We start from the raw sequence: 25,434 nt of genomic DNA on the forward strand, positions 1-25,434 counted from the left end.
GCTTGCCTCTTTTACAATAGAGAAAATAGCTGGAAATGTTTGCTTGAAGCTTTCAGCGTCAAGTGACAATCTATTTAAAACAAAAATGCCCCGCTTCTCATTTGAGAAGCGGGGCATTTGATTTTATTCGCTTAATTCAGAATCGAAATAGCTGATGATGCCGTTGTAAAGGCCAAGTGCCGCTTGTTGGCGGAATTGGTCGCTCGAGACGATGCGTTCTTCGTTGAAATTGCTGAGGAAGCCAAGTTCGACGAGCACTGCGGCCTGGCGATTATCCCGCAAGACGAGGTAATTGCCTTTTCTCGCGCCGCGGTCATCGAGCGTTAATTTACCGGCCAATCCTCCATTGAGGTGCTCGGCCAATTTTTGCTGGTACGGATGCTGATAATACGAAGTGAAGCCTGAAACTGTACTGTCTTCCGTGGCATCGTAATGGATGCTGATGAAGGCGTCGGCTGCCACTTGATGGCTTTCGGCAACACGGTGGCGAAGATCGACATAAACATCGGATTGCCGCGTCATGACGACTTCCGCCCCTGCAGAGCGCAAGTGATGGGACAGGATTTCGGCAGTTTTCAAGGTCAGGTCTTTTTCATTGGTTTTTCGGACGCCGACAGTGCCGCCGTCATTGCCCCCGTGGCCCGGATCCAAGACGATCGTCAAGCCGTTCAGTGAGCCGGCTTTTCTTGCGGGTTGTTCTTTTTCGGCCTCGGCTGTTTCAGTGGCTTTTCCTGTGCGTACGACCCAATCGGCAATATAAGCTTGGCGGCCATCTTCAAGCGCCACTAAATACCATTGGCCTTCTTTTCCTGCTACCGACAGCTGCATACCGGCATCCGCCCGTGTGACCACTTCTGAAGATGTGTTCGCTTGTGCGCGCAGATTCGTGCCGTCGGTAAGGACGGTCACTTGTTCATCGGTGGAGCTCGCTTGTTGTGCGGGCTGGTCGGACAATTCGCCGTAAAAGGCGTAGACCCAGCCGGTTTCACCTTCTGCAAGTTCAAGCTGGACCCAATTGCCGTCCATTCCTTTTACGTTGAATACTTGGCCTTCTTTAACAGAAGCTTGGATTTCCGCGTTTAAACTCGGTTCGGCACGGACATTCAGCGCGTCGACCGCGATGTGGAATGAAGAAAGTTTTTCAAGAGCTTGAGCAGTTTCTTCCGGTTCTTCGGAAGACGAGTCTTCAGGAGATGCCGCTTTTTGCTCCGTTATGCTTATGTACTGTGTCGAGACGAAGCCGCGGACATTGCGGAATTGCACTTCTGTCCAGTCGCCGTGGTTCGCGATCACTTGTGCTTGTTCACCGGCGTTCATTTTTGACAGCACCGCGGAAGATAGATCTGCCTGTGCGCGGATGTTCAAGCTGTCGACGGACGATACAGCGGTTTGGGCTGAAGTGTCTTGCGCTTGTTCTGTATTGACAAGCCAGGAAGCGACCCAGCCTTCTGTATTGCCGTGGCGGATCTCAATCCAATCGCCGCTGCGTGAAACCTGTTGTGCTTTGTCGCCTTGTTTCATCGAGCCGATCACTTCATAGCTCAAACCCGGACCGGTTCGGATGTTGACCTTTGAGCCCGTGGCTGATACTTCGCCGTTATCTGCAAGGGCAGAATTCGAAACGGCTAATGGGATCGTGCCAGATAAGGCCAAAATAAAAACCAGCAAGGTGAGTAATAATCTTCGTTGCATAGCGGCCCTCCTAAATTAAGTTCATCTTCATCATAATATCAAAAAAATCAGGCAATGTATGCAAAAGCTTGACAAGATTTCTTCCGCTGATTAAGATTGATTTATTCTACTTATATAATTTTTGCTGAAGACGGAGAAAGTAGTTGTGAGCATCGACTGAAAAGAGAGGGAAAGCCCCGGGCTGAAAGCTTTCCTGCAGGGATCTGCAACGAACAACACTCTTGAGGTTCTTTACTGAACGGCGCCTTGCGCTTATTAGGCTAAGACGGTTCCGGCCGTTATCCGGACAGAGAGGGCGCAGAAACTTGCGTCAACTAGGGTGGAACCGCGGAAGCTAATTTTTAGCTCTCGTCCCTTGCGTAAGCAAGGGGCGGGGGCTTTTTTGTATGGAAAAGGAGAGATGAAAATGGGCAATATCCAAGCACCGCGCGGCACATATGACGTGTTGCCGCAAGAATCTGCCAAATGGCAGGAAGTCGAACGGACGATCAATGAATTATGCAACCTGTATCAGTATAAGGAAATCCGCACGCCGGTTTTCGAACACACGGAATTGTTCCAACGCGGCGTCGGTGACACGACCGATATCGTCCAAAAGGAAATGTATACATTCCAGGACCGCGGGGATCGTTCCTTGACATTGCGCCCGGAAGGAACGGCCTCCGTCGTGCGTTCGTACGTCGAACATAAACTTTTCGGCCAACCTGACCAGCCGGTGAAGCTGTATTATACCGGCCCAATGTTCCGCTATGAGCGGCCACAAGCAGGACGCACACGCCAGTTCGTGCAGTTCGGCGTGGAAGCGATCGGCTCAAAAGATCCTGCCATCGATGCGGAAGTCATCGCGCTCGCCATGGACGTCTATAAATCGAGCGGGCTGAAAAGTTTGCGGCTCGTCTTGAATTCACTTGGCGATACCGAAAGCCGCTTGGCGCATAAGCAAGCGCTGATTGAACATTTCGCGCCGTCGATCGAAGAATTCTGCAGCGATTGCCAAAACCGCCTGGAGAAGAACCCGCTGCGCATTCTCGATTGCAAAGTAGATCGTGAGCATCCCTTGATGGCAACAGCTCCTTCCCTTGCGGATTATTTGAACGAAGAATCGGCCGCTTATTTTGCTCAGGTTAAGGACTATTTGGACGAGCTCGGCATCAGCTATGTCGTCGATCCGAACCTGGTTCGCGGGCTTGATTATTACAACCACACCGCTTTTGAAATCATGAGCGAGGCGGAAGGCTTCGGGGCGATTACAACGCTTGCAGGCGGCGGCCGCTATAACGGGCTCGTCGAAGACCTCGGCGGCCCGGAATCGCCAGGCATCGGTTTTGCGATGAGCATCGAGCGCTTATTGCTCGCTTTGGAAATGGAGAAAGTGGAAATCGGGCAAGATCAATCGCTTGATGCATACGTCATCGCGATGGATGCGGCTTCAAAAAAGAAAGCTGTCTCTATTGTTCGCGACTTGCGCGCAAACGGTATCTCGGCGGATATGGATTTCACTGACCGTAAGATGAAAGCACAGATGAAGTCTGCAGATCGTAAAAATGCCCGGTTTGTCATCGTCATCGGTGAATCGGAGCTCGAGAGCGGCAAAGCGGCCGTCAAAGAAATGGCGACGCGTGACCAGCAGGAAGTGCCATTCGATGAATTGGCTGACAACATCCAGAATAAGAAATCATTGGAGGAATAAATATGTCGAGAACACATTATTGTGGAGAAGTGAACGAAACGGCAATTGGCCAGCGCGTATCATTAAAAGGGTGGGTCCGCAAACGCCGCGACCTCGGCGGATTGATCTTCGTCGATGTCCGCGACCGTTCAGGAATTGTCCAAGTGGTCTTCAACCCGGAAATTTCAGAAACAGCGTCAAAAATCGGTGAATCGTTGCGCAATGAATTTGTCGTCCATATTGATGGGCTTGTTGTCGAACGGGCTGAAGGCCAAGTAAACGCAGCGATGAAAACAGGCAAAGTCGAAGTCCAAGTGGATAATGCAGAAATCATCAACGCTGCGAAAAACCCGCCGTTTGCAATTGAAGATCAAACGGGTGTCAGCGAAGACTTGCGCTTGAAATACCGTTATTTGGACTTGCGCCGCCCAGCTATGTTCGAAACTTTGAAAATGCGTTCGGACGTTACGAAAACGATCCGCAATTTCCTCGACAGCGAAGGATTCTTGGATGTAGAAACACCAATTTTGACGAAGTCCACACCGGAAGGCGCACGGGACTACTTAGTGCCAAGCCGCGTTCATGACGGCGAATTCTATGCCTTGCCGCAATCGCCGCAATTATTCAAGCAAATGCTCATGGTTTCAGGAGTAGACAAATATTACCAAATCGCACGTTGCTTCCGCGATGAAGATTTGCGTGCTGACCGCCAGCCGGAATTCACTCAAATCGACATGGAAATGAGCTTCCAAACAATGGAAGGCATTATTGAATTGAACGAACGCTTGATGATTCGGGTGATGAAGGAAGTCAAAGGCATCGACATTGCAGCAGGATTCGAGCGCATGAGCTACCGGGATGCCATGGAACGTTTCGGTTCCGATAAGCCCGATGTCCGTTTCGGCATGGAATTGACCGATGTATCGGAACTGGTGAAAGACTCCGCGTTTAAAGTCTTCACAGGTGCCGTCGAATCGGGCGGGCAAGTCAAATTGATCAATGCCAAAGGACAAGCCGCCAATTATTCACGCAAAGACATCGATGCCCTCGGCGAATTCGCTGCTCGTTACGGCGCAAAAGGCTTGGCATGGCTGAAAGTGGAAGAAGGCGGCGTCAAAGGGCCGATTGCCAAATTCTTCGAAGGCGAGATGGCTGATAGCTTGATCGCAGCAGCACAGGCAGAAGCAGGAGACTTGCTATTGTTTGTCGCCGATTCCAAAACAGTGGTGGCAGATGCTCTTGGTGCCTTGCGCATGAAACTCGGCAAAGACTTGGACCTGATCGACCAATCGATCTTCAAATTCCTGTGGATCACCGACTGGCCGCTGCTTGAATATGACGACAAAGACGGCCGCTACTACGCGGCGCACCATCCATTCACGATGCCGTTCGAAGAAGATCTCGATAAGCTGTCGACGGAACCGCAAAACGTCCGTGCACAAGCTTATGACTTGGTGTTAAACGGCTATGAACTGGGCGGGGGATCGGCGCGGATTTACAAACGCGACATCCAGGAGAAAATGTTCGAAGTGCTTGGTTTCTCGAAAGAAGAAGCGACAGAGCAATTCGGCTTCTTGCTCGAAGCATTCGAGTACGGGACGCCTCCACACGGCGGCATTGCATTCGGCCTTGACCGCTTGGTGATGCTGTTGGCAGGGCGTACCAATTTGCGCGATACGATCGCATTTCCGAAGACTGCTTCTGCGAGTGATATGTTAACAGAAGCACCGAGTGCAGTATCATCGGCTCAATTAGAGGAATTAAACCTAGCGGTGACTAGTCAGAATAGTGAAAAAGATACAGAGTAAAAGGCTTGTACATCTTTTTCGGTTATGCTACTATACTTGTAGAGAGAATCCTGATGTGTTCGTTTTTAGCAATTCGATTTTGACCCAACATTTTGTCGTCGGGAGACCTACATATCGCCATGGCTAACATGCCTTAACGGGAAGTTATAAGTGGTGATGCGGTCACCCACCTGCTATAAGCGGGTTCAAACGATGCGCAACACAAAGGACGGCACGATCGGGATTCTTCTTACATAAGCAATTCAAATCCCTCCGGCATTTGCCGGAGGGATTTTCTATGTGTATAATCCCTAGTATCCCTATTTAATATTGAACCTGAAAGGCAGTGTGAATATGTTACATCAATTTTCAAGAAATGAACTCGCCATCGGCAAAGAAGGAATGGACCTGGTGAAAGGTTCAACGGTCGCTATACTCGGTGTCGGCGGGGTCGGGTCATTTGCAGCCGAGGCTTGCGCAAGAAGCGGCGTCGGAAAAATCATCCTCGTCGATAAAGATAACGTCGATATCACCAACATCAACCGCCAATTGGTGGCGAACCTTTCCACGGTTGGCCAGTCCAAAGTCGAAGTGATGAAAAAGCGTATTCTGGATGTCAACGCGGAGTGTGAAGTGGTGACGCTCCATATGTTCTATACAGAAGACACCTATGAAGAATTTTTCAGCCACAAGCCCGATTATGTCATCGATGCCTCGGATACATTGATCTATAAAGTGCATTTGATCAAAGAATGCTATAGCCGACGCATCCCGATTATCTCGAGCATGGGCGCTGCCAATAAAACGGACCCGACGCGCTTTAAAATCGCCGACATCTCGAAGACCCATACCGATCCTTTGGCTAAAATGATCCGCAAGAAACTGAAGCAAGCGGGCATTCGCAAAGGCGTACCGGTCATCTTCTCTGACGAAAGCCCGATTGTGGTGCGTGAAGATGTGGTCGAAACCGTCGGCAAAAAAGACGCAGCGATCCGCAAAGCGCAGATGCCGCCATCTTCCAACGCTTTCACTCCATCAACGGTCGGCTTGATCGCCGCGAGCTGGGTCGTCAACCAGATCACCAAATCGATCCATATCCAGCGCGTCAATCAATAGATAATAGAAAAAAGGCCGGAGAATGATTACATTCTCTGGCCTTTTTGTGCATTATTTTTTGCGGAAGCCTTTGAGCTTTTCGTAGATGCCCGCGAATTTCTTTTCTTCTCCGGCGACGACTGGTTTATAGAACTCCGTTTTTTTCAATTCTTTCGGCAAATAATCCTGGTCGGCCCAGCCGCCGAACGAACCGATCGGCGTATCGTGGGGATATTTATATCCGCCGTGTCCGAGCTCTGCGCTGCCTGCGTAATGCGTATCGCGCAAATGCGCCGGGATGTCCCCGACTTGGCCTTTATTGATGGCGGCAGTGGCCGCATCAATCGCCCGGTAGGCGGAATTGGATTTCTCCGACAAGCACATCTCGGCGACTGCCTGTGCGAGCGGGATGCGCGCTTCCGGCAATCCGAGGCGGTCCGCCGCCTGGCAAGCCGCGAGCACATGCCCGCCGACAGCTGGATTGGCGAGGCCGATGTCTTCATATGCCATGACGAGCAAGCGTCTTGTCACAGCGGTCAAGTCGCCATTTTCAAGCAAATGGGCGAGATAATACATTGCCGCGTTGACATCGCTGCCACGCACAGATTTTTGGAGCGCAGATAACAGGTTGAAGAAATGGGAGCCTTTCTTATCGCCGAACACGCCGACGCGTTTGATCATCTGTTCGATGATGCCATCATCCACGAGATATTTGCCGTCTTCTTCATCCGATGCGATGACGATCGATTCGAGCATCGTCAAAGCTTTTCTCGCGTCACCGTTCGTCCCTTCGGCAATGCGGGCGACTTGTTCTTTGGATATCCGGATCTTCTCGCGGCCGAGCCCGCGTTTTTCATCCGCCAGGGCGCTGTTTAATAGTTCCACTATGTCTTCTTGCGTCAGCCGCTTGAGCTGCTTGATTTCGCCGCAGCGCGAACGGATCGCCGGATTGACGTCGTGAAATGGATTTTCCGTCGTCGCGCCGATGAGCACGATCGAACCGGATTCGACATGCGGCAACAGTGCATCTTGCTGCAATTTATTGAAGCGGTGGATCTCATCCAAGAACAGCAACACCTTGCCGGTCATGCGCGCTTCTTGAACGACCGATTCGACATCTTTCTTGCCGGAAGTCGTCGCATTGAGCGCGATGAACGGCAGATCGGACGTGCCGGCGATGGCGTGCGCGATTGAGGTCTTGCCGATTCCTGGGTCGCCGTATAGGAGCATGGACGGCACGTGGCCGCTTTTAATCATTTTATACAATGCAGTTGAGGGGCCAATGACATCTTTTTGGCCGACAACTTCGTCGATGGTCCGCGGACGCATGCGGAAAGCGAGTGGTTCATTGTGCACGAGGAAAACTCCTTCCGTCTATTCATTTCATCAGTATAGCGAATCGGGCGCCGAAAGTCATTGAAAGCCTATGTCCTGTGAGATATGCTATACTTATTTGAAGAATTGAAGATCAGGTTCCGGAGGAGTAGTTTTAGATGAAAATATCAACGAAAGGCCGTTACGGCTTAACAATTATGATCGCATTAGGAAAACAATACGGGGCAGGTCCGGTGCCGCTGCGCAAGATTGCTGCAGATAATGAATTGTCGGAAGCTTATCTCGAACAGCTCGTGGCACCGCTGCGCAATTCGGGACTGGTGAAAAGCGTGCGCGGCGCATACGGCGGCTATATGTTGACGCGCCATCCGAAAGAGATTTCAGCAGGAGACGTCATCCGCGTGCTCGAGGGGCCGATCCAGCCGGTCGAAGGCATCGAAGACGAAAAGCAGCCCCAGCGTGAACTGTGGGGACGCATCCGCGATGCCGTGAAGAATGTCTTGGACACAACGACGATCGAAGATTTGGCACAGACAGAAGAAGGCGACACTGAACATTATATGTTCTATATATAAGGAGTTAATGAATCATGAAACAAATTTATTTGGATCATGCGGCGACGTCGCCGATGCATCCGCAAGCAGCTTCGGTATTCGCTCAAGCCTTAAGTGAGCATTACGGCAATCCATCGAGCATCCATCAAACGGGCCGCGATGCAAGGCGTATTTTGGACGATGCACGGCGCACGCTCGCCATTAGCATTCACGCAGACGATAACGAAATTATCTTTACATCCGGCGGAACAGAGGCGGATAATTTGGCGATCTTCGGAACAGCCAGCGCCAAAGAAGGCCGCCACATTATCACCACACTAGCGGAACATCATGCGGTCCTTCATGCTTGCGAAGAGTTAGCGAAACAGGACTATGATGTGACGTATTTGCCGGTAGACGAAAAGGGCCGCGTCAAGCCAGAAGACGTGAAACAAGCGCTCCGGGATGATACGATTCTCGTGACGGTCATGCTCGCCAATAATGAAATCGGCACAATCCAGCCGATTGCTGAAATCGGGGAGCTCTTGAAAGGGACGAATGTCACTTTCCATACCGACGCAGTCCAGGCTTACGGCTTGCTGTCGATCGATGTGGACGAGTTGAACGTCGACTTGCTTTCGGTCTCTGCCCATAAAGTGAACGGCCCGAAAGGCATCGGTTTTTTATACCAACGAAAAAACACGGCGCTCAAACCTTTGATGTACGGCGGCGAACAGGAACGGAAACGCCGCGCCGGAACGGAAAACGTGCCGGCCATTCAAGCGTTCGCAAGCGCAGTGAAAATCGCGCAGGAAACGATGGAAGATAAACGTCAAGCTTTCAATGGATTCAAGGAGATTTTCCGTGCCGAATTCAATGAAAATGGCATCGACTTTAAAGAGAATGGCATCGATCAATTGCCACATATTTTCAATGTGTCCTTGAATGGCATCGATATTGAATCGTTTTTAGTCAATTTGGATCTATCCGGCATTTCTGCATCGAGCGGTTCGGCATGCACGGCCGGTTCGATCGACCCGTCACACGTCCTCGTGGCGATGTACGGGCAAAATGCAGCAGAACTGCGCAATTCGATCCGTTTCAGTTTCGGCATCGGCCTGACCGCCGCGGACATTACACAAGCAGCCGAAAAAACGGCTCAAATCACGAAGCGCCTGGCGCAAAAATAGAAAAGGTGAATAAAAATGGAAATAAAAGCTCCACAAGATACACGCGTAGTCGTCGGCATGTCCGGAGGGGTCGACTCTTCGGTTGCCGCTTATTTATTGAAGCAGCAAGGCTATGACGTCATCGGCATCTTCATGAAAAACTGGGACGATACCGATGAAAACGGCGTCTGTACCGCGACGGAAGATTACGAAGACGTCATCCGCGTCTGCAACCAGATCGGCATCCCGTATTATGCGGTCAATTTCGAAAAGCAGTATTGGGATAAAGTGTTCACGTATTTCCTCGAGGAATACAAAGCCGGCCGCACGCCGAACCCGGACGTCATGTGCAATAAGGAAATCAAATTCAAGGCATTTCTTGAACATGCTTTGAGCCTCGGTGCGGATTATCTGGCAACGGGCCATTACGCACGCGTCGAAACGGACAAAAACGGCGTCACGCACATGTTGCGCGGCATCGACAATAATAAAGACCAAACGTATTTCTTGAACCAGCTGAACCAGGAACAATTGTCGAAAGTCATGTTCCCGCTCGGTGCGATCGAGAAGAAGGAAGTACGTGAAATCGCCCTTGAAGCAGGACTTGCGACAGCGACGAAAAAAGATTCGACGGGCATTTGCTTTATTGGCGAACGCAATTTCAAGGAATTCCTTAGCCAATATCTTCCAGCTCAACCGGGATCCATGGAAACTTTGGAAGGAGTCAAAAAAGGCTCTCATGACGGGTTGATGTATTACACGATCGGCCAACGCCAAGGCCTGGGTATCGGCGGAGCCGGCGACCCGTGGTTCGTCATCGGGAAAGATTTGGAGAAAAACGTCTTGTATGTCGGGCAGAACATCCACCACGATGCACTGTTTTCCGATAGCTTGACAGCGGTCAATTTAAGCTTCACAACAGGTGATGCACCGTCCGCGAGCTTCCAGTGTACAGCGAAATTCCGCTACCGCCAGCAAGACGTAGGCGTCACGGTCGACATGAAAGATGGCGAAGCGGTTGTTACATTCGATGAGCCGGTCCGTGCAATCACACCGGGCCAAGCAGTCGTTTTTTACGACGGGGACGAATGCCTCGGCGGCGGCACGATCGACCGTGTCTTCAAAAACGGTTCACAGCTGGACTATGTAGGATAATGGGGGAATCGGCGATGAATTATAACGAAATGGGCATCAAAGCCTTGCAAGAAGGCAGGGCTGAAGACGCGATCCAGGCGTTTACGAATGCCATTGAGGAACAGCCAGAAGACGCGCTCGGCTATATCAACTTCGGGCATGTATTGGCGTCAATGAACGAAACCGAGCGCGCCGAGCGCTTTTTCCAGAAAGCCTTGACACTCGATGAAACGTCCGCGACCGCTTACTACGGGTTGGCAAATCTCTATTACAACGCGGATCGCTATGAAGAAGCGTTAAAATTATACGAAAAAGCGATTCAAAACGGCATCGAAGGATCGGACGCCCATTATATGGTCGGAAAATGCTTCGAACGCATCGACCAGCCGAAACTCGCTTTGCCTTATTTGCAGCGCGCTGTCGAATTGGATCCGAACGACCTGCAAGCGCGGCTCAGCTACGGCATCGCGCTGGCTTCGATGGAACTATTCGACTTGGCCGAAGAACAATTTGTTTATGCGCTTGAAATCGATGTGGATAACTCAGATGTCCATTACAACTTGGGCGTTTTGTATGCCGTATCGAGCGACCGTACGGAAGATGCCATGTACCATTTGCAACGTGCGTACACATTGGATGACAAAAATGAAATGGCGCGCTATGCCTACGATATGATCAACGAACGCTTGAATTGAACAAATGAAAGAGAGGAGACGGCTGCATGTCCGGACAGATCGATTTATTCCAAAAAGAAAGTGAATTTGTGCTGGGGCGTCCGGTCGTCTCGATTTTTCACAATCCCCAAAACCTCTTCTCCATCATCAAAGTAAAAATCCAGCAAACCAACACCCCGTACACCGAAAAGGAAATTATCGTCTCCGGTTATTTCCCGAAGCTATCGCTTGAAGAGCAGTACAAATTCACCGGCAGCGTCAAGAACCACCCGAAATACGGCGTGCAGTTCCAGGCGGAAACCTTTAAGAAAGAAGTGCCGGAAACGGAACAAGGCGTCGTGCATTACCTATCGAGCGATTTGTTTAACGGCATCGGGCGTAAAACCGCCGAGACGATCGTCAAGAAACTCGGCAGCGATGCCATCAAGAAAATCCTGGAAGACCCCGATGCGCTCGATGGCGTTCCACGCCTGTCGGACGAGAAAAAAGACACGATCCGCTCGACATTGCAGATGAACTTAGGCCTTGAACGCGTCATGATCCAATTAAACGATTGGGGATTTGGCCCACAAATCGGCATGAGGATTTACCAGGCTTACCGTGAGGAAACAATTGATATCCTGACGAAAAACCCGTTCCAGCTCATCGAGGAAATCGAAGGCATCGGGTTTCACCGGGCGGACGAGCTCGGTTCGAAACTCGGCATCACCGGCAGCCATCCCGACCGCATCAAAGCAGCGATCCTGCATGTATTGAATCAGGCGTCGTTGTCAGAAGGGCATGTCTTTGTCGACGCAAAGAATTTGATTCCCCTCGTCAAACAAATGCTCGAAGCGAGCCAACGGGAAGATATCCCAGTCGACTCGATTTCCAAGGCAGCGATTGAATTGAACGAGGAAGGCAAAGTGGCGGGGGAAGAAACCCGCCTTTATTTGCCGTCACTCTATTATTCGGAAGTCGGCATCGCGACGAAGCTCGAGACATTAATTGCCGAGCAGGAGACGCGCGATGGCTTCCCGTCATCCGAAATCCGCAAAGCGCTCGGTGAAGCCGAAGAGCGGCTCGGCGTGAATTATGCCGAGACGCAAATCGACGCCATTGAGAAAAGCTTGAATTCGAGCGTCATGATCCTTACCGGAGGACCCGGAACCGGCAAGACGACAGTCGTCCGCGGATTGGTCGAAGTATATGCAGAACTCCACGGCCTGTCGCTCGACCCGAAAGACTACGCCAAGAAAAAAGAACCGTTCCCGATTATTTTGGCAGCTCCCACAGGGCGTGCGGCAAAACGTTTGAGTGAATCGACCGATTTGCCGGCGATGACGATTCACCGTTTGCTCGGCTTTAACGGGCAAGAGCGGGAAGAGGAAACGGAAAAAGACATCGAAGGCAAGTTGATCATCATCGATGAAATGTCGATGGTCGACACGTGGCTTGCCCATCAATTATTAAAAGCGATCCCTGTCGACGCGCAGCTGATCTTTGTTGGCGACCAGGATCAATTGCCGCCGGTCGGCCCCGGCCAAGTACTTCGGGACATGCTGGCATCCGGCCGCATTCCGACGGTCGAGCTGACGGAAATCTACCGCCAAAGCTCAGGTTCGTCGATCATCGAACTGGCCCACCAAATGAAAGCCGGAAAACTGCCGGACAATATCGAAGCGAAGACGTCCGACCGATCGTTCATCCGAGCGGGTGCAGACCAAATTCCACTGGTCGTCGAAAAAGTGGTTAAGAGCGCATTGTCAAAAGGCCATACGATCAAAGACATCCAAGTGCTTGCACCAATGTATAAGGGGCCAGCCGGAATCGATGCGCTCAACCAGATGATCCAGCAAATGGTCAACCCGAACGATGACGGGTCCCGCAAAGAGCTGGTGTTCGGCGACATCACGTACCGCATCAATGACAAAGTGCTGCAGCTGGTCAATCAGCCTGAGAGCAATGTCTTCAACGGCGATATGGGGGAAGTGGTCGCTATCATGAAAGCGAAAGAGACGGTGGAAAAGCAGGACCTGCTTGTCGTGTCGTTCGATGGCATCGAAGTGACCTACCAGCGCAGCGATTTGAACCAGTTGACGCTCGCCTATTGCTGTTCGATCCATAAAGCGCAAGGCTCGGAATTCCCGACGGTCATTATGCCGGTTGTCCGCGGCTATATGAAAATGCTGCGGCGCAACCTGCTCTACACAGGCATCACGAGAAGCCGGGATTTCCTCATCCTGTGCGGCGACCCGGGCGTGTTCCGATATGGCGTCGAGCGCACAGACGATTCGAGCCGCCTGACGACCTTGGCAGACCGGCTGGGCATAGCGGCTGTTCCGGATGAAGGCGCGGCCTCGGATGCACTAGAAGCATCGACCGAAAAGGCGGAGCCAGAAGCGGAAGCTGCGGGACCGAAAAGCCTAACGCAGCAAAATGCCCACCGTATCCATCCGATGATCGGCATGGAAGGCATCACGCCGCGCGACTTCCAAGAAGCGTGAGCGTGCTTGACAAGGCCCGCGTGGTTTTCTATAATTCAATTTATAACAGATAGACAACACCTAGACGGAGACAGTAGATAGATTCCGGCTGCTTAGAAAAAGGCTCCCCTTGGCTGAAAGGGCCTTCTGCCGCATCTGTTGAACGCTACTCCCGAGTGCAGCTAATCACTGCCGTCCCGCCGCGTTAAGGCGCTTGAGAGACACAGGATATTTTTCCTGTGTAACCAGGGTGGTACCGCGAATCGAGCCTTCGTCCCTTTTTATTAGGGGGATGAAGGCTTTTTATTATGCAGAAGGAGGAATTTTGATGAAGAATTTGAAAGCTGAAGAAATCAGAAAGCTTTATCTCGACTTTTTTAAAGAAAAAAACCACGACGTGGAACCAAGTGCGCCGCTTGTGCCATTTGAAGATCCGTCTTTATTGTGGATCAACAGCGGAGTCGCGACCTTGAAGAAATATTTTGACGGGCGCGTCATCCCGGAAAATCCGCGCATCGTCAACGCGCAAAAATCGATCCGTACGAACGACATCGAGAACGTCGGCAAAACGGCTCGCCACCATACATTCTTCGAAATGCTCGGCAACTTCTCAATCGGTGAATACTTCAAGAAAGAAGCGATCCATTGGGCGTGGGAATTCCTGACGGACGACAAATGGATCGGATTTGATGCCGATAAGTTGTCGGTGACGATCCACCCGGAAGATGAGGAAGCTTATGCTATCTGGCTCAACGAAGTCGGCGTGCCGGCTGAACGCATCATCCGCCTGGAAGGAAACTTCTGGGATATCGGGGAAGGCCCGAGCGGACCGAACTCTGAGATCTTCTATGACCGCGGCGAAAGCTACGGCAACGACCCACAAGACCCTGAATTATATCCGGGCGGCGAGAATGAACGCTACCTGGAAATCTGGAACTTGGTGTTCTCCCAGTTCAACCATAACCCGGACCATACGTACACGCCGCTGCCGAAACAAAACATCGACACGGGAATGGGCTTGGAACGCATGGCTTCAGTTGTGCAAGACGTGCCAACCAACTACGATACGGATTTGTTCGTACCGATCATCGAGAAGACGGCGGAAATTTCCGGCAAATCCTACGGCGAGAGCCAGGAACAGGACATGGCATTTAAAGTCATCGCCGACCATGTGCGCACAGTCGCATTTGCCATTGGAGACGGCGCTTTGCCATCAAATGAAGGCCGCGGCTATGTGCTGCGCCGGCTATTGCGCCGCGCCGTCCGCTATTCGAAGAAACTCGGGATCGAAAAACCGTTTATGTACCAGCTTGTGCCGGTTGTCGGCGACATCATGCAGAGCTTCTACCCAGAAGTCAAAGACAAGGAAGATTTTATTGTCCGCGTCATGAAACTTGAAGAAGAACGCTTCCTGGAAACTTTGCATGACGGCTTGGAAATCCTGTCAACGGTTGCCGAAAAGCAAAAACAAGCCGGCCATAGCGAAATTCCTGGCGAAGATGTGTTCCGTTTGTATGATACCTACGGATTCCCAGTGGAGTTGACGGAAGAATATGCAGAAGATGTAGAAATGACCGTCGATCATGCAGGATTTGAGCGTGCAATGAACGAACAGCGTGAACGTGCAAGAAACGCGCGCCAAAACGTCAATTCCATGCAGACGCAATCCGAAGTGCTCGGCAATATTAAAGAAGAAAGCGAATTTATCGGCTACTCGCACACAGTCGCGGATGCTGAAATCGTCGCTATCGTCAAAGACGGGGAATTGGTCGACAGCGCACAAGAAGGCGAAGAAGTGCAGCTCGTGCTGGACCGCACGCCGTTCTATGCGGAAAGTGGCGGACAAATCGCCGATAAAGGAACCTTGTCAAATGACTTGGTGACTGCTTCAGTCCTCGATGTGAAAAAAGCGCCGAACGGCCAGAACTTGCATAATGTGCGGGTTGATTCCGGCGAATTGACGAAAACGGCCGTTAAAGCGAAAGTTGATGCATCCGAGCGCCGTCATACAATTAAGAACCATACGGCGACTCACCTCTTGCACCAGGCATTGAAAGACGTACTCGGCACGCACGTTAACCAGGCAGGATCATATGTCGGCCCGGACCGGCTGCGTTTTGACTTCTCCCACTTTGGCCAAGTGACAAAAGAAGAACTGGCGACGATCGAGCAGGCAGTCAATGAAAAGATCTGGGAAGGCATCGAAGTCGAATCTGGCTACCATAATCTGCAGGAAGCAAAAGACATGGGCGCCATGGCCTTGTTCGGCGAAAAATACGGAGATGTCGTCCGCGTCGTCGCCATCAGTGATTATTCGCTTGAATTATGCGGCGGTATCCACGTAGCGAACACTTTTGAAATCGGCGTTTTCAAAATCGTTTCAGAAGGCGGCATCGGTGCCGGCGTCCGCCGCATTGAAGCTCTGACTGGAAAAGGCGCTTATGTGAATATGAAACAAAGCGAGAAGACTTTGGATGAAGCAGCGTCCCTCTTGAAAGCCAATCCGCGCGACCTCGTGCAAAAAGTCGAAACAACGCAAGCTGATATCAAATCCTTGCAGCGCGAAAATGAATCGCTGTTGCAGAAAATTGCCAATGCACAGTCCGGTGAATTGCTGGAGTCGGCGAGAAAAGTCGGAGATGTGACAGTATTGTCCGCAAAAGTTCAAGCAAAAGACAATAATCAGCTGCGCCAGATGGTCGATGACTTGAAAGCGAAATTCGAGCAGGCGGTCATCGTCCTCGGCGCGAGCGACGGCGACAAAGTCATGCTCGCAGCGGGCGTATCGAAAAACATTGCCGGCAAGGATTATCACGCAGGCAATATCGTCAAAGCAGTCGCTGAACAATGTGGCGGCAAGGGCGGCGGGCGTCCGGACATGGCGATGGCCGGAGCGAAAAATCCGGAGCAATTGGATGCAGCGCTCGAATCGGTCTACACTTTAGTCAAATAGGTTTAACAAATCTGCGCTTTCAGTTATAATGGGATTCAGCAAGAGGAACGAATTGCCAATACACATTCCGAAAGTGAGGTGCTTGTCGTGAGCTCATTTGATCGCACGATGAAATTCGATTCATCCGATGAATCGATGGAGCAGGACGTAAAGCAGGTTATGCTGCAAGTCCATGCTGCTCTAGAGGAAAAAGGCTACAACCCGATCAATCAGATCGTCGGGTATCTACTTTCAGGTGATCCGGCTTATATCCCTCGCCACCAGGATGCCCGGAACATGATCCGGAAACTGGAGCGGGATGAAATTTTGGAAGAACTGGTAAAGTTCTACATCAAAAAGAATAACGAGGAATAATTATGCGAACAATGGGATTGGATGTCGGCTCCAAAACGATCGGAGTGGCGATCAGCGATGCACTGGGCTGGACGGCACAAGGCATCGAAACCGTCAAAATCGACGAGGCGAACGGCCAATTTGGGCTTGAGCGCCTTGGCGAATTGATCAAGGAATACAAAGTAACGGAAGCGGTCGTGGGCTATCCGAAGAACATGAACAACTCAATCGGGCCACGGGCGGAAGCTTCCGAAAAGTTTGCAGCATTGCTAAAAGAAGGATATGATATACCGGTAGTGCTTTGGGATGAAAGGCTGACGACGATGGCAGCAGAGAAAATGCTGATTTCTGCCGATGTCAGCCGGAAAAACCGCAAAAAAGTGATCGACAAGATGGCCGCAGTGATGATTTTGCAAGGCTATCTTGATTCAAAAAAATGATGAGGTGACACGAATGGAACATGGTCAAGAGCATATTACAGTAGTGGACGAGCACGGAAACGAACAATTATTCGAAGTGCTGTTCACATTTGAATCGGAAGATTTCGGAAAATCATACGTCTTGTATTTCCCGGTTGGCGCAGATGAAGACGAAGAAGGCGAGATTGAAATCCACGCATCTTCATTCACTGAAAACCTGGATTCTGAAGAGAACGTTTCCGGCGGCGAACTTCGCCCGGTCGAAACGGAAGAGGAATGGGACATGATCGAAGAAATGCTCAATACTTTCCTTGAGCAAGAAGAAGAAAACGAAGAGCAATAACCATAAGGGGGACGGAATTGAACCTTGATTCCGTCCCTTTCGTTTGAATCGCCTTCTGTTTGGGAGAGACGAATAGCTGAGGGGGAACACCCGTGGAGAAGCAGTCAAAAAAAGATGTCATGTTCGACAGGATGAAGGAAAAGAAAAAAGAAGTGAGAGTCGTGCGGCGCATCGTGCTGATCGTAGCGCTCGTGCTTCTTGTGGTCGTCGGGGTTGCAGGCTGGCAAGCTTATAGTTATGTCACGAATGCACTCGAGCCTGTCGATCCGAATTCCGAGGAAGTCATCGATATCGAAGTGCCGATCGGTTCTAACTTGGACAGCATTGCCGCCTTGCTTGAAGACAATGGCGTCATTAAGGATGCCAGAATCTACAAGTATTACGTCAAGTTCCAAAATGAATCGGAATTTCAGGCAGGCAGCTATGGCTTGACTCAATCGATGACATTGGACGAAATTACGGAAAGCTTGAAAACCGGAAAAGTTTACCATGAACCGTTATATACGATCAATGTACCGGAAGGGCTGACCTTGGAAGAAATTGCCGAGCGCGTGATTGCGGAAAATACGGAATACACCGCTGAGCAGTTTATGGAACAAGTGCAAGATGAAGCGTATATCGATGAATTGATGGTCAAATACCCTGATTTGCTAACAGATGAGATCAAAGGGGAGAACGTTAAATTCGCGCTAGAAGGCTATCTATTCCCTGCCACTTATCCGATTTATGAGGAAAATCCTTCACTTACCGTGTTGATTGAGCAGATGCTTGATGCCACGAAAGCGAATATTGAACCGTACCAAAGCGTCTTGCAGGAAGAAGAAAAATCGCCTCATTGGCTATTGACTTTCGCTTCGCTATTAGAGGAAGAAGCGACTGCGAAATCAGACCGCCAAACCATTGCAAGCGTGTTCTACAACCGCATGGATCAAGACATGCCGCTGCAGACAGACCCGACCGTCATTTATGCGATGGGCGAGCATAAGGACCGCTTGTTCAACTCGGATTACGAGTTCGAAGATCCTTACAGCACCTATACGAATAAAGGCTTGCCGCCAGGGCCGATCGCTGCTGCCGGCGCATCATCCATCGAAGCGGTGCTTGACCCGAACCAAACGGATTATCTGTACTTCCTGGCTGACTCAGAAGGCAAAAACTACTTCTCGACCAGCTACGAACAGCATCTTGAATACCGCGATGAACATATCGGAAATTGATCTAAGAAGGAAGGGAGCGTCCGTTTCCCTTCTTCTTTTCTGTTCAAATGAAGGACTAGAGCGTGAAAGGAGCGGACATCCGCAATGCCTGATTCATCAATAGAAGCATTATTCGAAACGATGCGCTCCTATGCGGCAGAGAATCATGTGCCGATCATGGAAGAGCAGGGCATCGGGGAGCTGCTGGAATTATTGCAGCGCCAAAAGCCGCTGCGCTTGCTTGAACTGGGAACAGCCATCGGCTATTCGGCACTCCGGATGGCCGATGCCTTGCCTGAGGTCAGCATCGACACGATTGAACGGGATGAAGAACGTTACAGCAAAGCGCTTGGATTCATCCGGGGATCGGGGATGGAAGAGCGTGTACGTGCTATCTGTGCCGATGCGCTCGAACTGGACCTTGCTGAGTTGACACCGTTTTACGATGCCATGTTCATCGATGCAGCCAAAGGGCAATATGAGCGTTTCTTCAATAAATATGAAAGTTTATTGTCTTCAGGCGGCATCATTTATTGTGATAATATGTCAATGCACGGCATGGCAGAACAGCCGATCAAAGAAGTGCCGCGACGCAAGCGCACAATGATCCGCAATATCCGCTCGTTCCGTGAAACCATGGACGGGCATCCCGGTTTCGACTGTGAGCTTTTGCCAGTCGGTGACGGGCTTCTCGTCTGCAGAAAAAAATGAAAATCGATACACAAGGAGTTAACGTATATGTCTAAAAACAGACCGGTCGTCATCGGCATCGCTGGCGGTTCAGGATCAGGCAAGACCAGTGTCACCAATTCCATTTACGAAGTGTTCAAAGAGCATTCCGTAGTGGTCATCGAGCAGGATTACTATTATAAAGACCAAAGCCACCTTGAGTTTGAAGAGCGCCTTGAGACTAACTATGACCATCCGCTCGCTTTCGATACCGATCTATTGATCAAGCATGTCAACGAATTGCTCGAACGGCGTGCGATCGAAAAGCCGATCTATAATTACGCCTTGCATACCCGTGCCGAAGAAAGCATAGTGATCGACCCGAAAGACGTCATCATCCTTGAAGGCATTCTAGTCTTGGAAGACGAACGCCTGCGCGAATTGATGGACATCAAGCTATTTGTCGACACTGATGCGGATCTTCGCATCATCCGCCGCTTGATGCGTGACATCAATGAGCGTGGCCGCACAATCGACTCGGTCATTGAGCAATATTTGACAGTCGTCCGTCCGATGCATAATCAATTCATTGAACCAACGAAGCGCTATGCAGACGTCATCATACCGGAAGGCGGCCAAAACGAAGTCGCAATTGATCTAATGGTTACAAAAATTAAAACAATTCTTGAATAGATTGGTAATTTATAATAGAATGATACGAGACTGACGGGTGTTAGCGCATCCATAGTCAGCAGTTGAAGGAGTGGGAAGAGTATGGCAAACGATAAACAATTTCCGATGACAGCTGCCGGAAAGCAGAAGTTGGAAGATGAACTGGATTATTTGAAAACGGTCAAACGCAAAGAAGTGGTGGAACGCATTAAAGTCGCAAGAAGCTTCGGGGACTTGTCCGAGAACTCCGAATATGATTCCGCTAAGGAAGACCAAGCCTTTGTTGAAGGGCGTATTTCTACATTGGAATCCATGATCCGCAATGCGGTAATTATAAATGAAGAGGAAGCTGGCAACGATGTCGTGCGCCTCGGGAAAACAGTTACGTTTATGGAAATTCCAGGCGGCGATGAAGAAGCTTATACCATCGTCGGTTCTGCAGAAGCAGACCCGCTGGAAGGGCGTATTTCGAACGACTCGCCGATCGCCAAAAGCATGCTTGGCCGCACTGTCGGCGACCGTGTGAAAGTATTGACTCCGGGCGGGGAAATGGAAGTCAAGATCGTTTCGATCAATTGATGCACCCAGCCATTCCTTTGGGAGTGGCTGTTTTTTTGATGGATGAAACAAAACTTTAGTTGAAACGTCAAATTTGTCATGGGCTAAATATGATAAAATACATGTAAAGGGGGGCTTTCCATGGCTAACGAAGAAAAATCTTATCCCTCTCGTTTGAATAAGAATAAGAACAATAAAAATCGTTCGAATTCAATCCTCAATATCATGATCGCCTTAGTATTTACTTTGGTGGTTATCATCGGGGCAACATTGCTATTCGGAGGCGGCGACGATTCAGCAGATCCTGAATCGGCAGAAACAACGCCGGAAACAGAAAGCCAAACGAGCGGCGATGAAGATACGCAAGTAACAGCAGAAGAAAATGATCTCGAGGCTGAAGAGAAAGCTGAAGAGGAAGCCAAGGCTGAAGAAGAAGCTGCAGCTAAAAAAGAAGCTGAAGAAAAAGAGCAAGAAAAAGAAGAAGAGGAAGAGGAAACCAAAGGCGGTACCATCACACGTGAAGAGTCCAACGACCCGATCGTCAGTGAAACCATCGTCAACACCAGCTGGGAGCCTGTTGGCACAAGCCAAAGCGGCGACCATGTTTCTTCATACCAGCAAAATTCAGTTGATTGGAACGAAAAAATTGAAGCGGTCACGTATGCTACCGGATTGTCCCAAAATGACATGTATGTCATGATGGTCCAAAATGGCGGCGGCCCGCAAAAATCCATCGCGACAGTCCAGTCGAAAGACCAATCTGAGAAGTACCGCGTTTATCTCGAATGGGTAGACGGTGAAGGTTGGAAACCTGAGAAAATGGATGTACTCAAAACGCTGGACGGCGCCTATTAACATGGCGCCGTTTTTCCGGCATAATCATGCAGGTAAGGAGCGGATACAATGAGAATCGGTGTAATCGGCGCAATGGAAGAAGAAGTAGAGTTGTTGCGCAATCAATTAGCGAACACATCTGTCCGTGAAATCGCCAATAGCGAATTCACGACAGGTACATACAAAGGCCAGGAACTCATCCTATTGAAAAGCGGCATCGGCAAAGTCAATGCGGCGATGACAACTACAATCCTGATGCAGGAGTTCAAACCGGATCTTGTTTTAAACATCGGTTCTGCAGGAGGCTTTAATGAGGAGCTGGAAGTCGGCGCTGTGGTCATTTCGGATGAAGTACGCCACCATGATGTCGATGCGACAGTGTTTGGCTATGAACTGGGGCAAGTGCCGCAAATGCCCGCTGCTTATATCGCCAACAAAGAATTGATTGAACTGGCGGTCCAAGCGGTTGACGAAATCGGTGAACACCAACACGCAGTTGGGCTTATCGCAACAGGTGATTCGTTCATGAGCGATCATGAGCGTGTGGCATTGGTCAAGCAGCAGTTTCCAGAAATGAAAGCAGCAGAAATGGAAGCGGCTGCCGTCGCGCAAGTCTGTTTCCAATACGATACGGCGTTCGTCGTTATTCGTGCTTTGTCGGATATCGCCGGCAAGGAATCCTCGATCTCGTTCGATGAATTCCTCCCGGTTGCCGCCAAGCACTCAACTGAAATCGTTCTGCGTGTCATCGAAAAGATGCTTCAGCGCATATAAAAGAAACTTCATCCCAAAACAAGCAAAAAAGCTGAGGGCATCAAGCCCTCAGCTTTTATACTTTCCGTAATGAAAATGTGCTGATCATCAATAGTGAAGAAATCAATAAGATGAACATATACACAGCGGGCGACCAGTGGCTAAACCCGAAATATGACAAAGTTAGCACAGTTCCGGCTGCAGTGATCGGCAAGCCGGTGAAATAACCATTTGATTCAGTGATATTAAAGCGTGCTAGCCGGAAAGCGCCGCATGAAATATAGATAACAGTGAACACCATGCCAGCCAGCCCAAAATCCTGCAAAGCGAGCTGATGGATCAACAGTGCAGGGGCCACGCCGAATGAAATGATATCCGCCATGGAATCCAATTGTTTGCCGAGTTCCGATTCTTGATTATATTTTCTCGCGACCATGCCGTCAAAACGATCCAAAAATGCAGCAATAAAAATAAATAGCACACTGTAACTATAGTATTCGTTCAAAGTTGCCATCAATGAGGCGCCACCGAACACCATATTGCCAATGGTCAATGTGTTGGCTGCCTGGCTTTTTAGCCGTTTAATGGTGTGGTCCATTTTGTCGATCAATATCAATGCAAGCGCTCCTTTTGTCGATATGCTTTCGACAATTATACTGCGAATCGACAAAAAATGGTAGACTATTTTAACGACGGAGGTACAAGAATGAAAAAACGCCTATACCAATCGATGATCGAATTGGGCAACGGAAAAGCCAGTTCCGCTGCGTTGAAACGCTTTGCCCAATCAGCAATTAGCCGAAAGCTTATTCCTGGATTCATTAATGCTTATAAAATCGAACTTGGCGAGATTGATCGCCCAAACGAACAATACAAAAGCTTGCATGACTTCTTCACGCGCAGTTTGAAAACGGATGCGCGGCCGGTTGCCGATGCCGGACTGGTATCTCCAGTCGATGGTCGCCTCGAGATCCACGGAGCTATCCAAAACGATAGCCGGTTCAAGGTCAAAGGCATCGAATATTCACTCGCTGAACTGCTCGGCAGTGAGCAATCGGCGAAGCGCTACGCGGACGGCCAATATGCGATCCTTTATTTGTCGCCTGCCGATTACCACCGCATCCATAGCCCAGTAGACGGCGAAGTGGTAAAGCAATACATGCTCGGCGAAAAATCCTACCCGGTCAATCGGCTTGGGCTGACTTACGGCAAATCGCCGATCAGCGGCAACCGGAGGCTTATCACTGAACTCGAAACGCCGCATGGCCGCGTATTGGTCGTAAAAGTCGGGGCGATGTACGTCAATTCCATCGAATTGACGGAGTTCGGATCCGAATGGAAAAAAGGCCAGGAAGTCGCTTATTTCAGCTTTGGTTCAACGGTCGCTTTGTTCTTTGAAGGCGGGCATCTTCAATTCGATGCGAAAATCAATGACGGCGACCGGGTCAAGGTGGGAGAACCCCTTGCATATATGGTATAATCAATGGACTTAAGTCCCTAGAAACAGGAGTTGTTATGTGTGTATCGATATTTTATTCCAAGGCAATACGTTAAAGAGGTTTTTGACATTACGCCAGAATCATTGAGAGAAAAAGGGGTACTTGGCATCATCACCGACCTGGACAATACATTGGTCGAATGGGACCGCCCTGAAGCGACGCCGCGATTGATCGAATGGCTGAAATCAATGAAAGATGCGGGAATTCAAGTAGTCATCGTTTCAAATAATAATGAGATGCGCGTGAAGTCGTTTGCAGATCCGCTCGGCATCCCATTTATTTACCAGGCAAGAAAGCCGATGGGCAAAGCGTTCCGCAAAGCGCTGAAAATCATGAGCGTCAAGCGCGAACAAGTCGTCGTTATCGGCGATCAGATGCTGACCGATATTTTTGGCGGCAACCGCAATAAGCTTCATACGATCCTCGTACTGCCGGTCGCGCAATCAGACGGCTTCTTTACGCGTTTCAACCGGCTGGTCGAGCGTCGGATCATGAAAAGATTGAAAGAAAAAGGACAATTGATGTGGGAGGAAGAAAATTGACAGAAATGCCATATTGCATCGGTTGCGGTGTACAGATCCAAACAGAGCGGAAAGACGATATTGGCTATGCGCCGCCGTCTTCGCTCGATAAAGAAGAAATCATCTGCCAGCGCTGCTTCCGGCTGAAAAACTATAATGAATTACAGCCGGTTTCTTTGACAGATGATGATTTCCTGCGTATTTTGAACGGCCTTGGGGAACGCAAAGGGCTGATCGTGAAAATTGTCGACATTTTCGATTTCAATGGCAGCTGGCTCCCGGGCTTGCACCGCTTTGTTGGAAACAACCCGATCTTGCTCATCGCCAATAAAGCGGACTTGCTTCCGAAATCGGTTAAAGAGAAAAAGTTGATCAATTGGATGAAACAAGAGTCGCGTAAATTGGGCTTGAACCCGATCGACATTTTGGCGGTTTCCGCCCATAAAGGGACGGGCGTCGCAGAAGCGATGGATGCGATTGAACAATACCGCGACGGCGGCGATGTGTACGTGGTCGGCTGTACGAATGTTGGGAAATCCACATTCATCAACCGTGTCATCAAACAGGCGACAGGCGAAGGAGATGTCATCACGACTTCGCATTTCCCGGGCACGACGCTTGATATGATCGGCATCCCGCTCGATGATGAGCGTTCGCTATATGATACGCCGGGCATCATCAACCATCATCAGTTGGCGCATCATCTGCATACGGAAGACCTGAAGGCGATCATGCCGAAAAAAGAAATCAAGCCGCGCGTCTTCCAATTGAATCCTGAACAGACATTATTCATTGGCGGTTTGGCGCGTTTCGATTTCATCAGCGGCAAACGTTCGTCCTTCACGGTGCATGCCGCAAATTCACTGAATATCCACCGGACCAAATTGGACAATGCAGATGATCTATATGCACAGCATCTGGGCGACATGCTTGCCCCGCCTTCTGCTGAATATAAAGAAGATTTTCCTGAATTGGTGCGTCATGAATTCCGCATCAAAGAAGGTAAGACAGACATCGTCTTTTCCGGGCTCGGCTGGATCACGGTCCAGCATGATGACGTAACGATCGCTGCCCACGCACCAAAAGGGGTAGAAGTCATCGTCCGCCCGTCTCTTATATAGGAGGTTTTCA

24 protein-coding genes, 1 other RNA gene and 1 other annotated feature are annotated in these 25,434 nt (G+C 50.0%); of the genes, 22 read left to right on the forward strand and 3 right to left on the reverse strand.

The features are described 5' to 3' along the window. Positions 1 to 123: 123 nt before the first annotated feature. The gene (locus G3255_RS07675) at positions 124 to 1,692 is read right to left on the reverse strand and encodes an N-acetylmuramoyl-L-alanine amidase family protein (RefSeq protein ID WP_211653951.1); all 1,569 of its coding nucleotides are present in this window, start codon (positions 1,690 to 1,692) and stop codon (positions 124 to 126) included. Between the two features lie 118 nt (positions 1,693 to 1,810). Continuing rightward, positions 1,811 to 2,051, forward strand: a binding site (T-box leader). A gap of 47 nt (positions 2,052 to 2,098) precedes the next feature. Here G3255_RS07675 and hisS point away from each other — a divergent pair. The 4 genes from hisS (at position 2,099) to G3255_RS07695 (ending at position 6,264) form a co-directional block, all read left to right on the forward strand. Next, positions 2,099 to 3,382, forward strand: a complete 1,284-nt coding sequence (gene hisS / locus G3255_RS07680) for a histidine--tRNA ligase (RefSeq protein ID WP_211653952.1) — start codon at positions 2,099 to 2,101, stop codon at positions 3,380 to 3,382. A 2-nt stretch (positions 3,383 to 3,384) separates the two neighbouring features. Beyond that, positions 3,385 to 5,169 carry an aspartate--tRNA ligase gene (gene aspS / locus G3255_RS07685; protein WP_211653953.1) on the forward strand — a complete coding sequence of 595 codons (1,785 nt, stop codon included), beginning with the start codon at positions 3,385 to 3,387 and terminating at the stop codon, positions 5,167 to 5,169. Between the two features lie 44 nt (positions 5,170 to 5,213). After that, positions 5,214 to 5,397, forward strand: a non-coding RNA gene (gene ssrS, locus G3255_RS07690) — 6S RNA. A 105-nt stretch (positions 5,398 to 5,502) separates the two neighbouring features. Beyond that, complete coding sequence (locus tag G3255_RS07695; RefSeq protein WP_211653954.1) at positions 5,503 to 6,264, forward strand: tRNA threonylcarbamoyladenosine dehydratase; 762 nt, start codon at positions 5,503 to 5,505, stop codon at positions 6,262 to 6,264. Positions 6,265 to 6,315: 51 nt separating this feature from the next. On the opposite strand, the gene G3255_RS07700 is transcribed toward G3255_RS07695, so the two are convergent. After that, on the reverse strand, positions 6,316 to 7,599 hold the full coding sequence (locus G3255_RS07700) for a replication-associated recombination protein A (protein WP_211653955.1): 1,284 nt from the start codon (positions 7,597 to 7,599) through the stop codon (positions 6,316 to 6,318). A 137-nt stretch (positions 7,600 to 7,736) separates the two neighbouring features. On the opposite strand from G3255_RS07700, the gene cymR reads away from it, so the two are divergent. From cymR to mtnN, 15 genes are all read left to right on the forward strand, one after another. Beyond that, entirely contained in the window at positions 7,737 to 8,153 is a 417-nt protein-coding gene (gene cymR, locus G3255_RS07705; RefSeq protein WP_058380971.1) for a cysteine metabolism transcriptional regulator CymR, read from the forward strand. A gap of 14 nt (positions 8,154 to 8,167) precedes the next feature. Next, on the forward strand, positions 8,168 to 9,301 hold the full coding sequence (locus tag G3255_RS07710; protein ID WP_211653956.1) for a cysteine desulfurase family protein: 1,134 nt from the start codon (positions 8,168 to 8,170) through the stop codon (positions 9,299 to 9,301). A 15-nt stretch (positions 9,302 to 9,316) separates the two neighbouring features. Further along, on the forward strand, positions 9,317 to 10,435 hold the full coding sequence (gene mnmA, locus G3255_RS07715; RefSeq protein WP_211653957.1) for a tRNA 2-thiouridine(34) synthase MnmA: 1,119 nt from the start codon (positions 9,317 to 9,319) through the stop codon (positions 10,433 to 10,435). A 14-nt stretch (positions 10,436 to 10,449) separates the two neighbouring features. After that, positions 10,450 to 11,109 carry a tetratricopeptide repeat protein gene (locus tag G3255_RS07720; protein ID WP_211653958.1) on the forward strand — a complete coding sequence of 220 codons (660 nt, stop codon included), beginning with the start codon at positions 10,450 to 10,452 and terminating at the stop codon, positions 11,107 to 11,109. Between the two features lie 26 nt (positions 11,110 to 11,135). Then, positions 11,136 to 13,574: an SF1B family DNA helicase RecD2 gene (gene recD2 / locus G3255_RS07725; protein ID WP_211653959.1), complete on the forward strand. Its 2,439-nt coding sequence runs from the start codon at positions 11,136 to 11,138 to the stop codon at positions 13,572 to 13,574. A 307-nt stretch (positions 13,575 to 13,881) separates the two neighbouring features. Beyond that, the gene (alaS, locus tag G3255_RS07730; RefSeq protein ID WP_211653960.1) at positions 13,882 to 16,506 is read left to right on the forward strand and encodes an alanine--tRNA ligase; all 2,625 of its coding nucleotides are present in this window, start codon (positions 13,882 to 13,884) and stop codon (positions 16,504 to 16,506) included. Positions 16,507 to 16,593: 87 nt separating this feature from the next. Next, positions 16,594 to 16,860: an IreB family regulatory phosphoprotein gene (locus G3255_RS07735; RefSeq protein WP_058383651.1), complete on the forward strand. Its 267-nt coding sequence runs from the start codon at positions 16,594 to 16,596 to the stop codon at positions 16,858 to 16,860. A gap of 2 nt (positions 16,861 to 16,862) precedes the next feature. After that, positions 16,863 to 17,279, forward strand: coding sequence for a Holliday junction resolvase RuvX (gene ruvX / locus G3255_RS07740; protein WP_068461903.1), 417 nt, complete (start codon positions 16,863 to 16,865; stop codon positions 17,277 to 17,279). 13 nt (positions 17,280 to 17,292) lie between these two features. Then, complete coding sequence (locus G3255_RS07745) at positions 17,293 to 17,601, forward strand: DUF1292 domain-containing protein (RefSeq protein WP_112232425.1); 309 nt, start codon at positions 17,293 to 17,295, stop codon at positions 17,599 to 17,601. A 92-nt stretch (positions 17,602 to 17,693) separates the two neighbouring features. Further along, the gene (mltG, locus tag G3255_RS07750) at positions 17,694 to 18,818 is read left to right on the forward strand and encodes an endolytic transglycosylase MltG (protein ID WP_211653961.1); all 1,125 of its coding nucleotides are present in this window, start codon (positions 17,694 to 17,696) and stop codon (positions 18,816 to 18,818) included. An 84-nt stretch (positions 18,819 to 18,902) separates the two neighbouring features. Further along, positions 18,903 to 19,508, forward strand: coding sequence for an O-methyltransferase (locus G3255_RS07755; protein ID WP_211653962.1), 606 nt, complete (start codon positions 18,903 to 18,905; stop codon positions 19,506 to 19,508). 6 nt (positions 19,509 to 19,514) lie between these two features. Continuing rightward, positions 19,515 to 20,159 (forward strand): uridine kinase, encoded by a 645-nt coding sequence (gene udk, locus G3255_RS07760; RefSeq protein WP_442757086.1) that lies wholly within the window; start codon positions 19,515 to 19,517, stop codon positions 20,157 to 20,159. 81 nt (positions 20,160 to 20,240) lie between these two features. Next, positions 20,241 to 20,717, forward strand: coding sequence for a transcription elongation factor GreA (gene greA, locus G3255_RS07765; protein ID WP_211653963.1), 477 nt, complete (start codon positions 20,241 to 20,243; stop codon positions 20,715 to 20,717). Between the two features lie 120 nt (positions 20,718 to 20,837). Further along, positions 20,838 to 21,551 carry a YrrS family protein gene (locus G3255_RS07770; RefSeq protein ID WP_211653964.1) on the forward strand — a complete coding sequence of 238 codons (714 nt, stop codon included), beginning with the start codon at positions 20,838 to 20,840 and terminating at the stop codon, positions 21,549 to 21,551. A gap of 48 nt (positions 21,552 to 21,599) precedes the next feature. After that, on the forward strand, positions 21,600 to 22,304 hold the full coding sequence (mtnN, locus tag G3255_RS07775) for a 5'-methylthioadenosine/S-adenosylhomocysteine nucleosidase (RefSeq protein WP_211653965.1): 705 nt from the start codon (positions 21,600 to 21,602) through the stop codon (positions 22,302 to 22,304). A 55-nt stretch (positions 22,305 to 22,359) separates the two neighbouring features. On the opposite strand, the gene pssA is transcribed toward mtnN, so the two are convergent. Further along, the gene (pssA, locus tag G3255_RS07780) at positions 22,360 to 22,881 is read right to left on the reverse strand and encodes a CDP-diacylglycerol--serine O-phosphatidyltransferase (protein WP_442757087.1); all 522 of its coding nucleotides are present in this window, start codon (positions 22,879 to 22,881) and stop codon (positions 22,360 to 22,362) included. Positions 22,882 to 22,989: 108 nt separating this feature from the next. On the opposite strand from pssA, the gene G3255_RS07785 reads away from it, so the two are divergent. The 3 genes from G3255_RS07785 to yqeH are packed head-to-tail and all read left to right on the forward strand — an operon-like array spanning position 22,990 to position 25,424. Beyond that, positions 22,990 to 23,763, forward strand: coding sequence for a phosphatidylserine decarboxylase (locus G3255_RS07785; protein ID WP_211653967.1), 774 nt, complete (start codon positions 22,990 to 22,992; stop codon positions 23,761 to 23,763). 39 nt (positions 23,764 to 23,802) lie between these two features. Further along, positions 23,803 to 24,324 carry a YqeG family HAD IIIA-type phosphatase gene (locus G3255_RS07790; RefSeq protein ID WP_211653968.1) on the forward strand — a complete coding sequence of 174 codons (522 nt, stop codon included), beginning with the start codon at positions 23,803 to 23,805 and terminating at the stop codon, positions 24,322 to 24,324. Then, on the forward strand, positions 24,321 to 25,424 hold the full coding sequence (yqeH, locus tag G3255_RS07795; RefSeq protein ID WP_211653969.1) for a ribosome biogenesis GTPase YqeH: 1,104 nt from the start codon (positions 24,321 to 24,323) through the stop codon (positions 25,422 to 25,424). Before G3255_RS07790 ends, yqeH begins: the two co-directional genes overlap by 4 nt. Positions 25,425 to 25,434 lie beyond the last annotated feature (10 nt).

This window comes from Planococcus sp. MSAK28401 (genome assembly GCF_018283455.1).
GTDB classification, from domain to species: Bacteria; Bacillota; Bacilli; order Bacillales_A; family Planococcaceae; genus Planococcus; species Planococcus alpniumensis.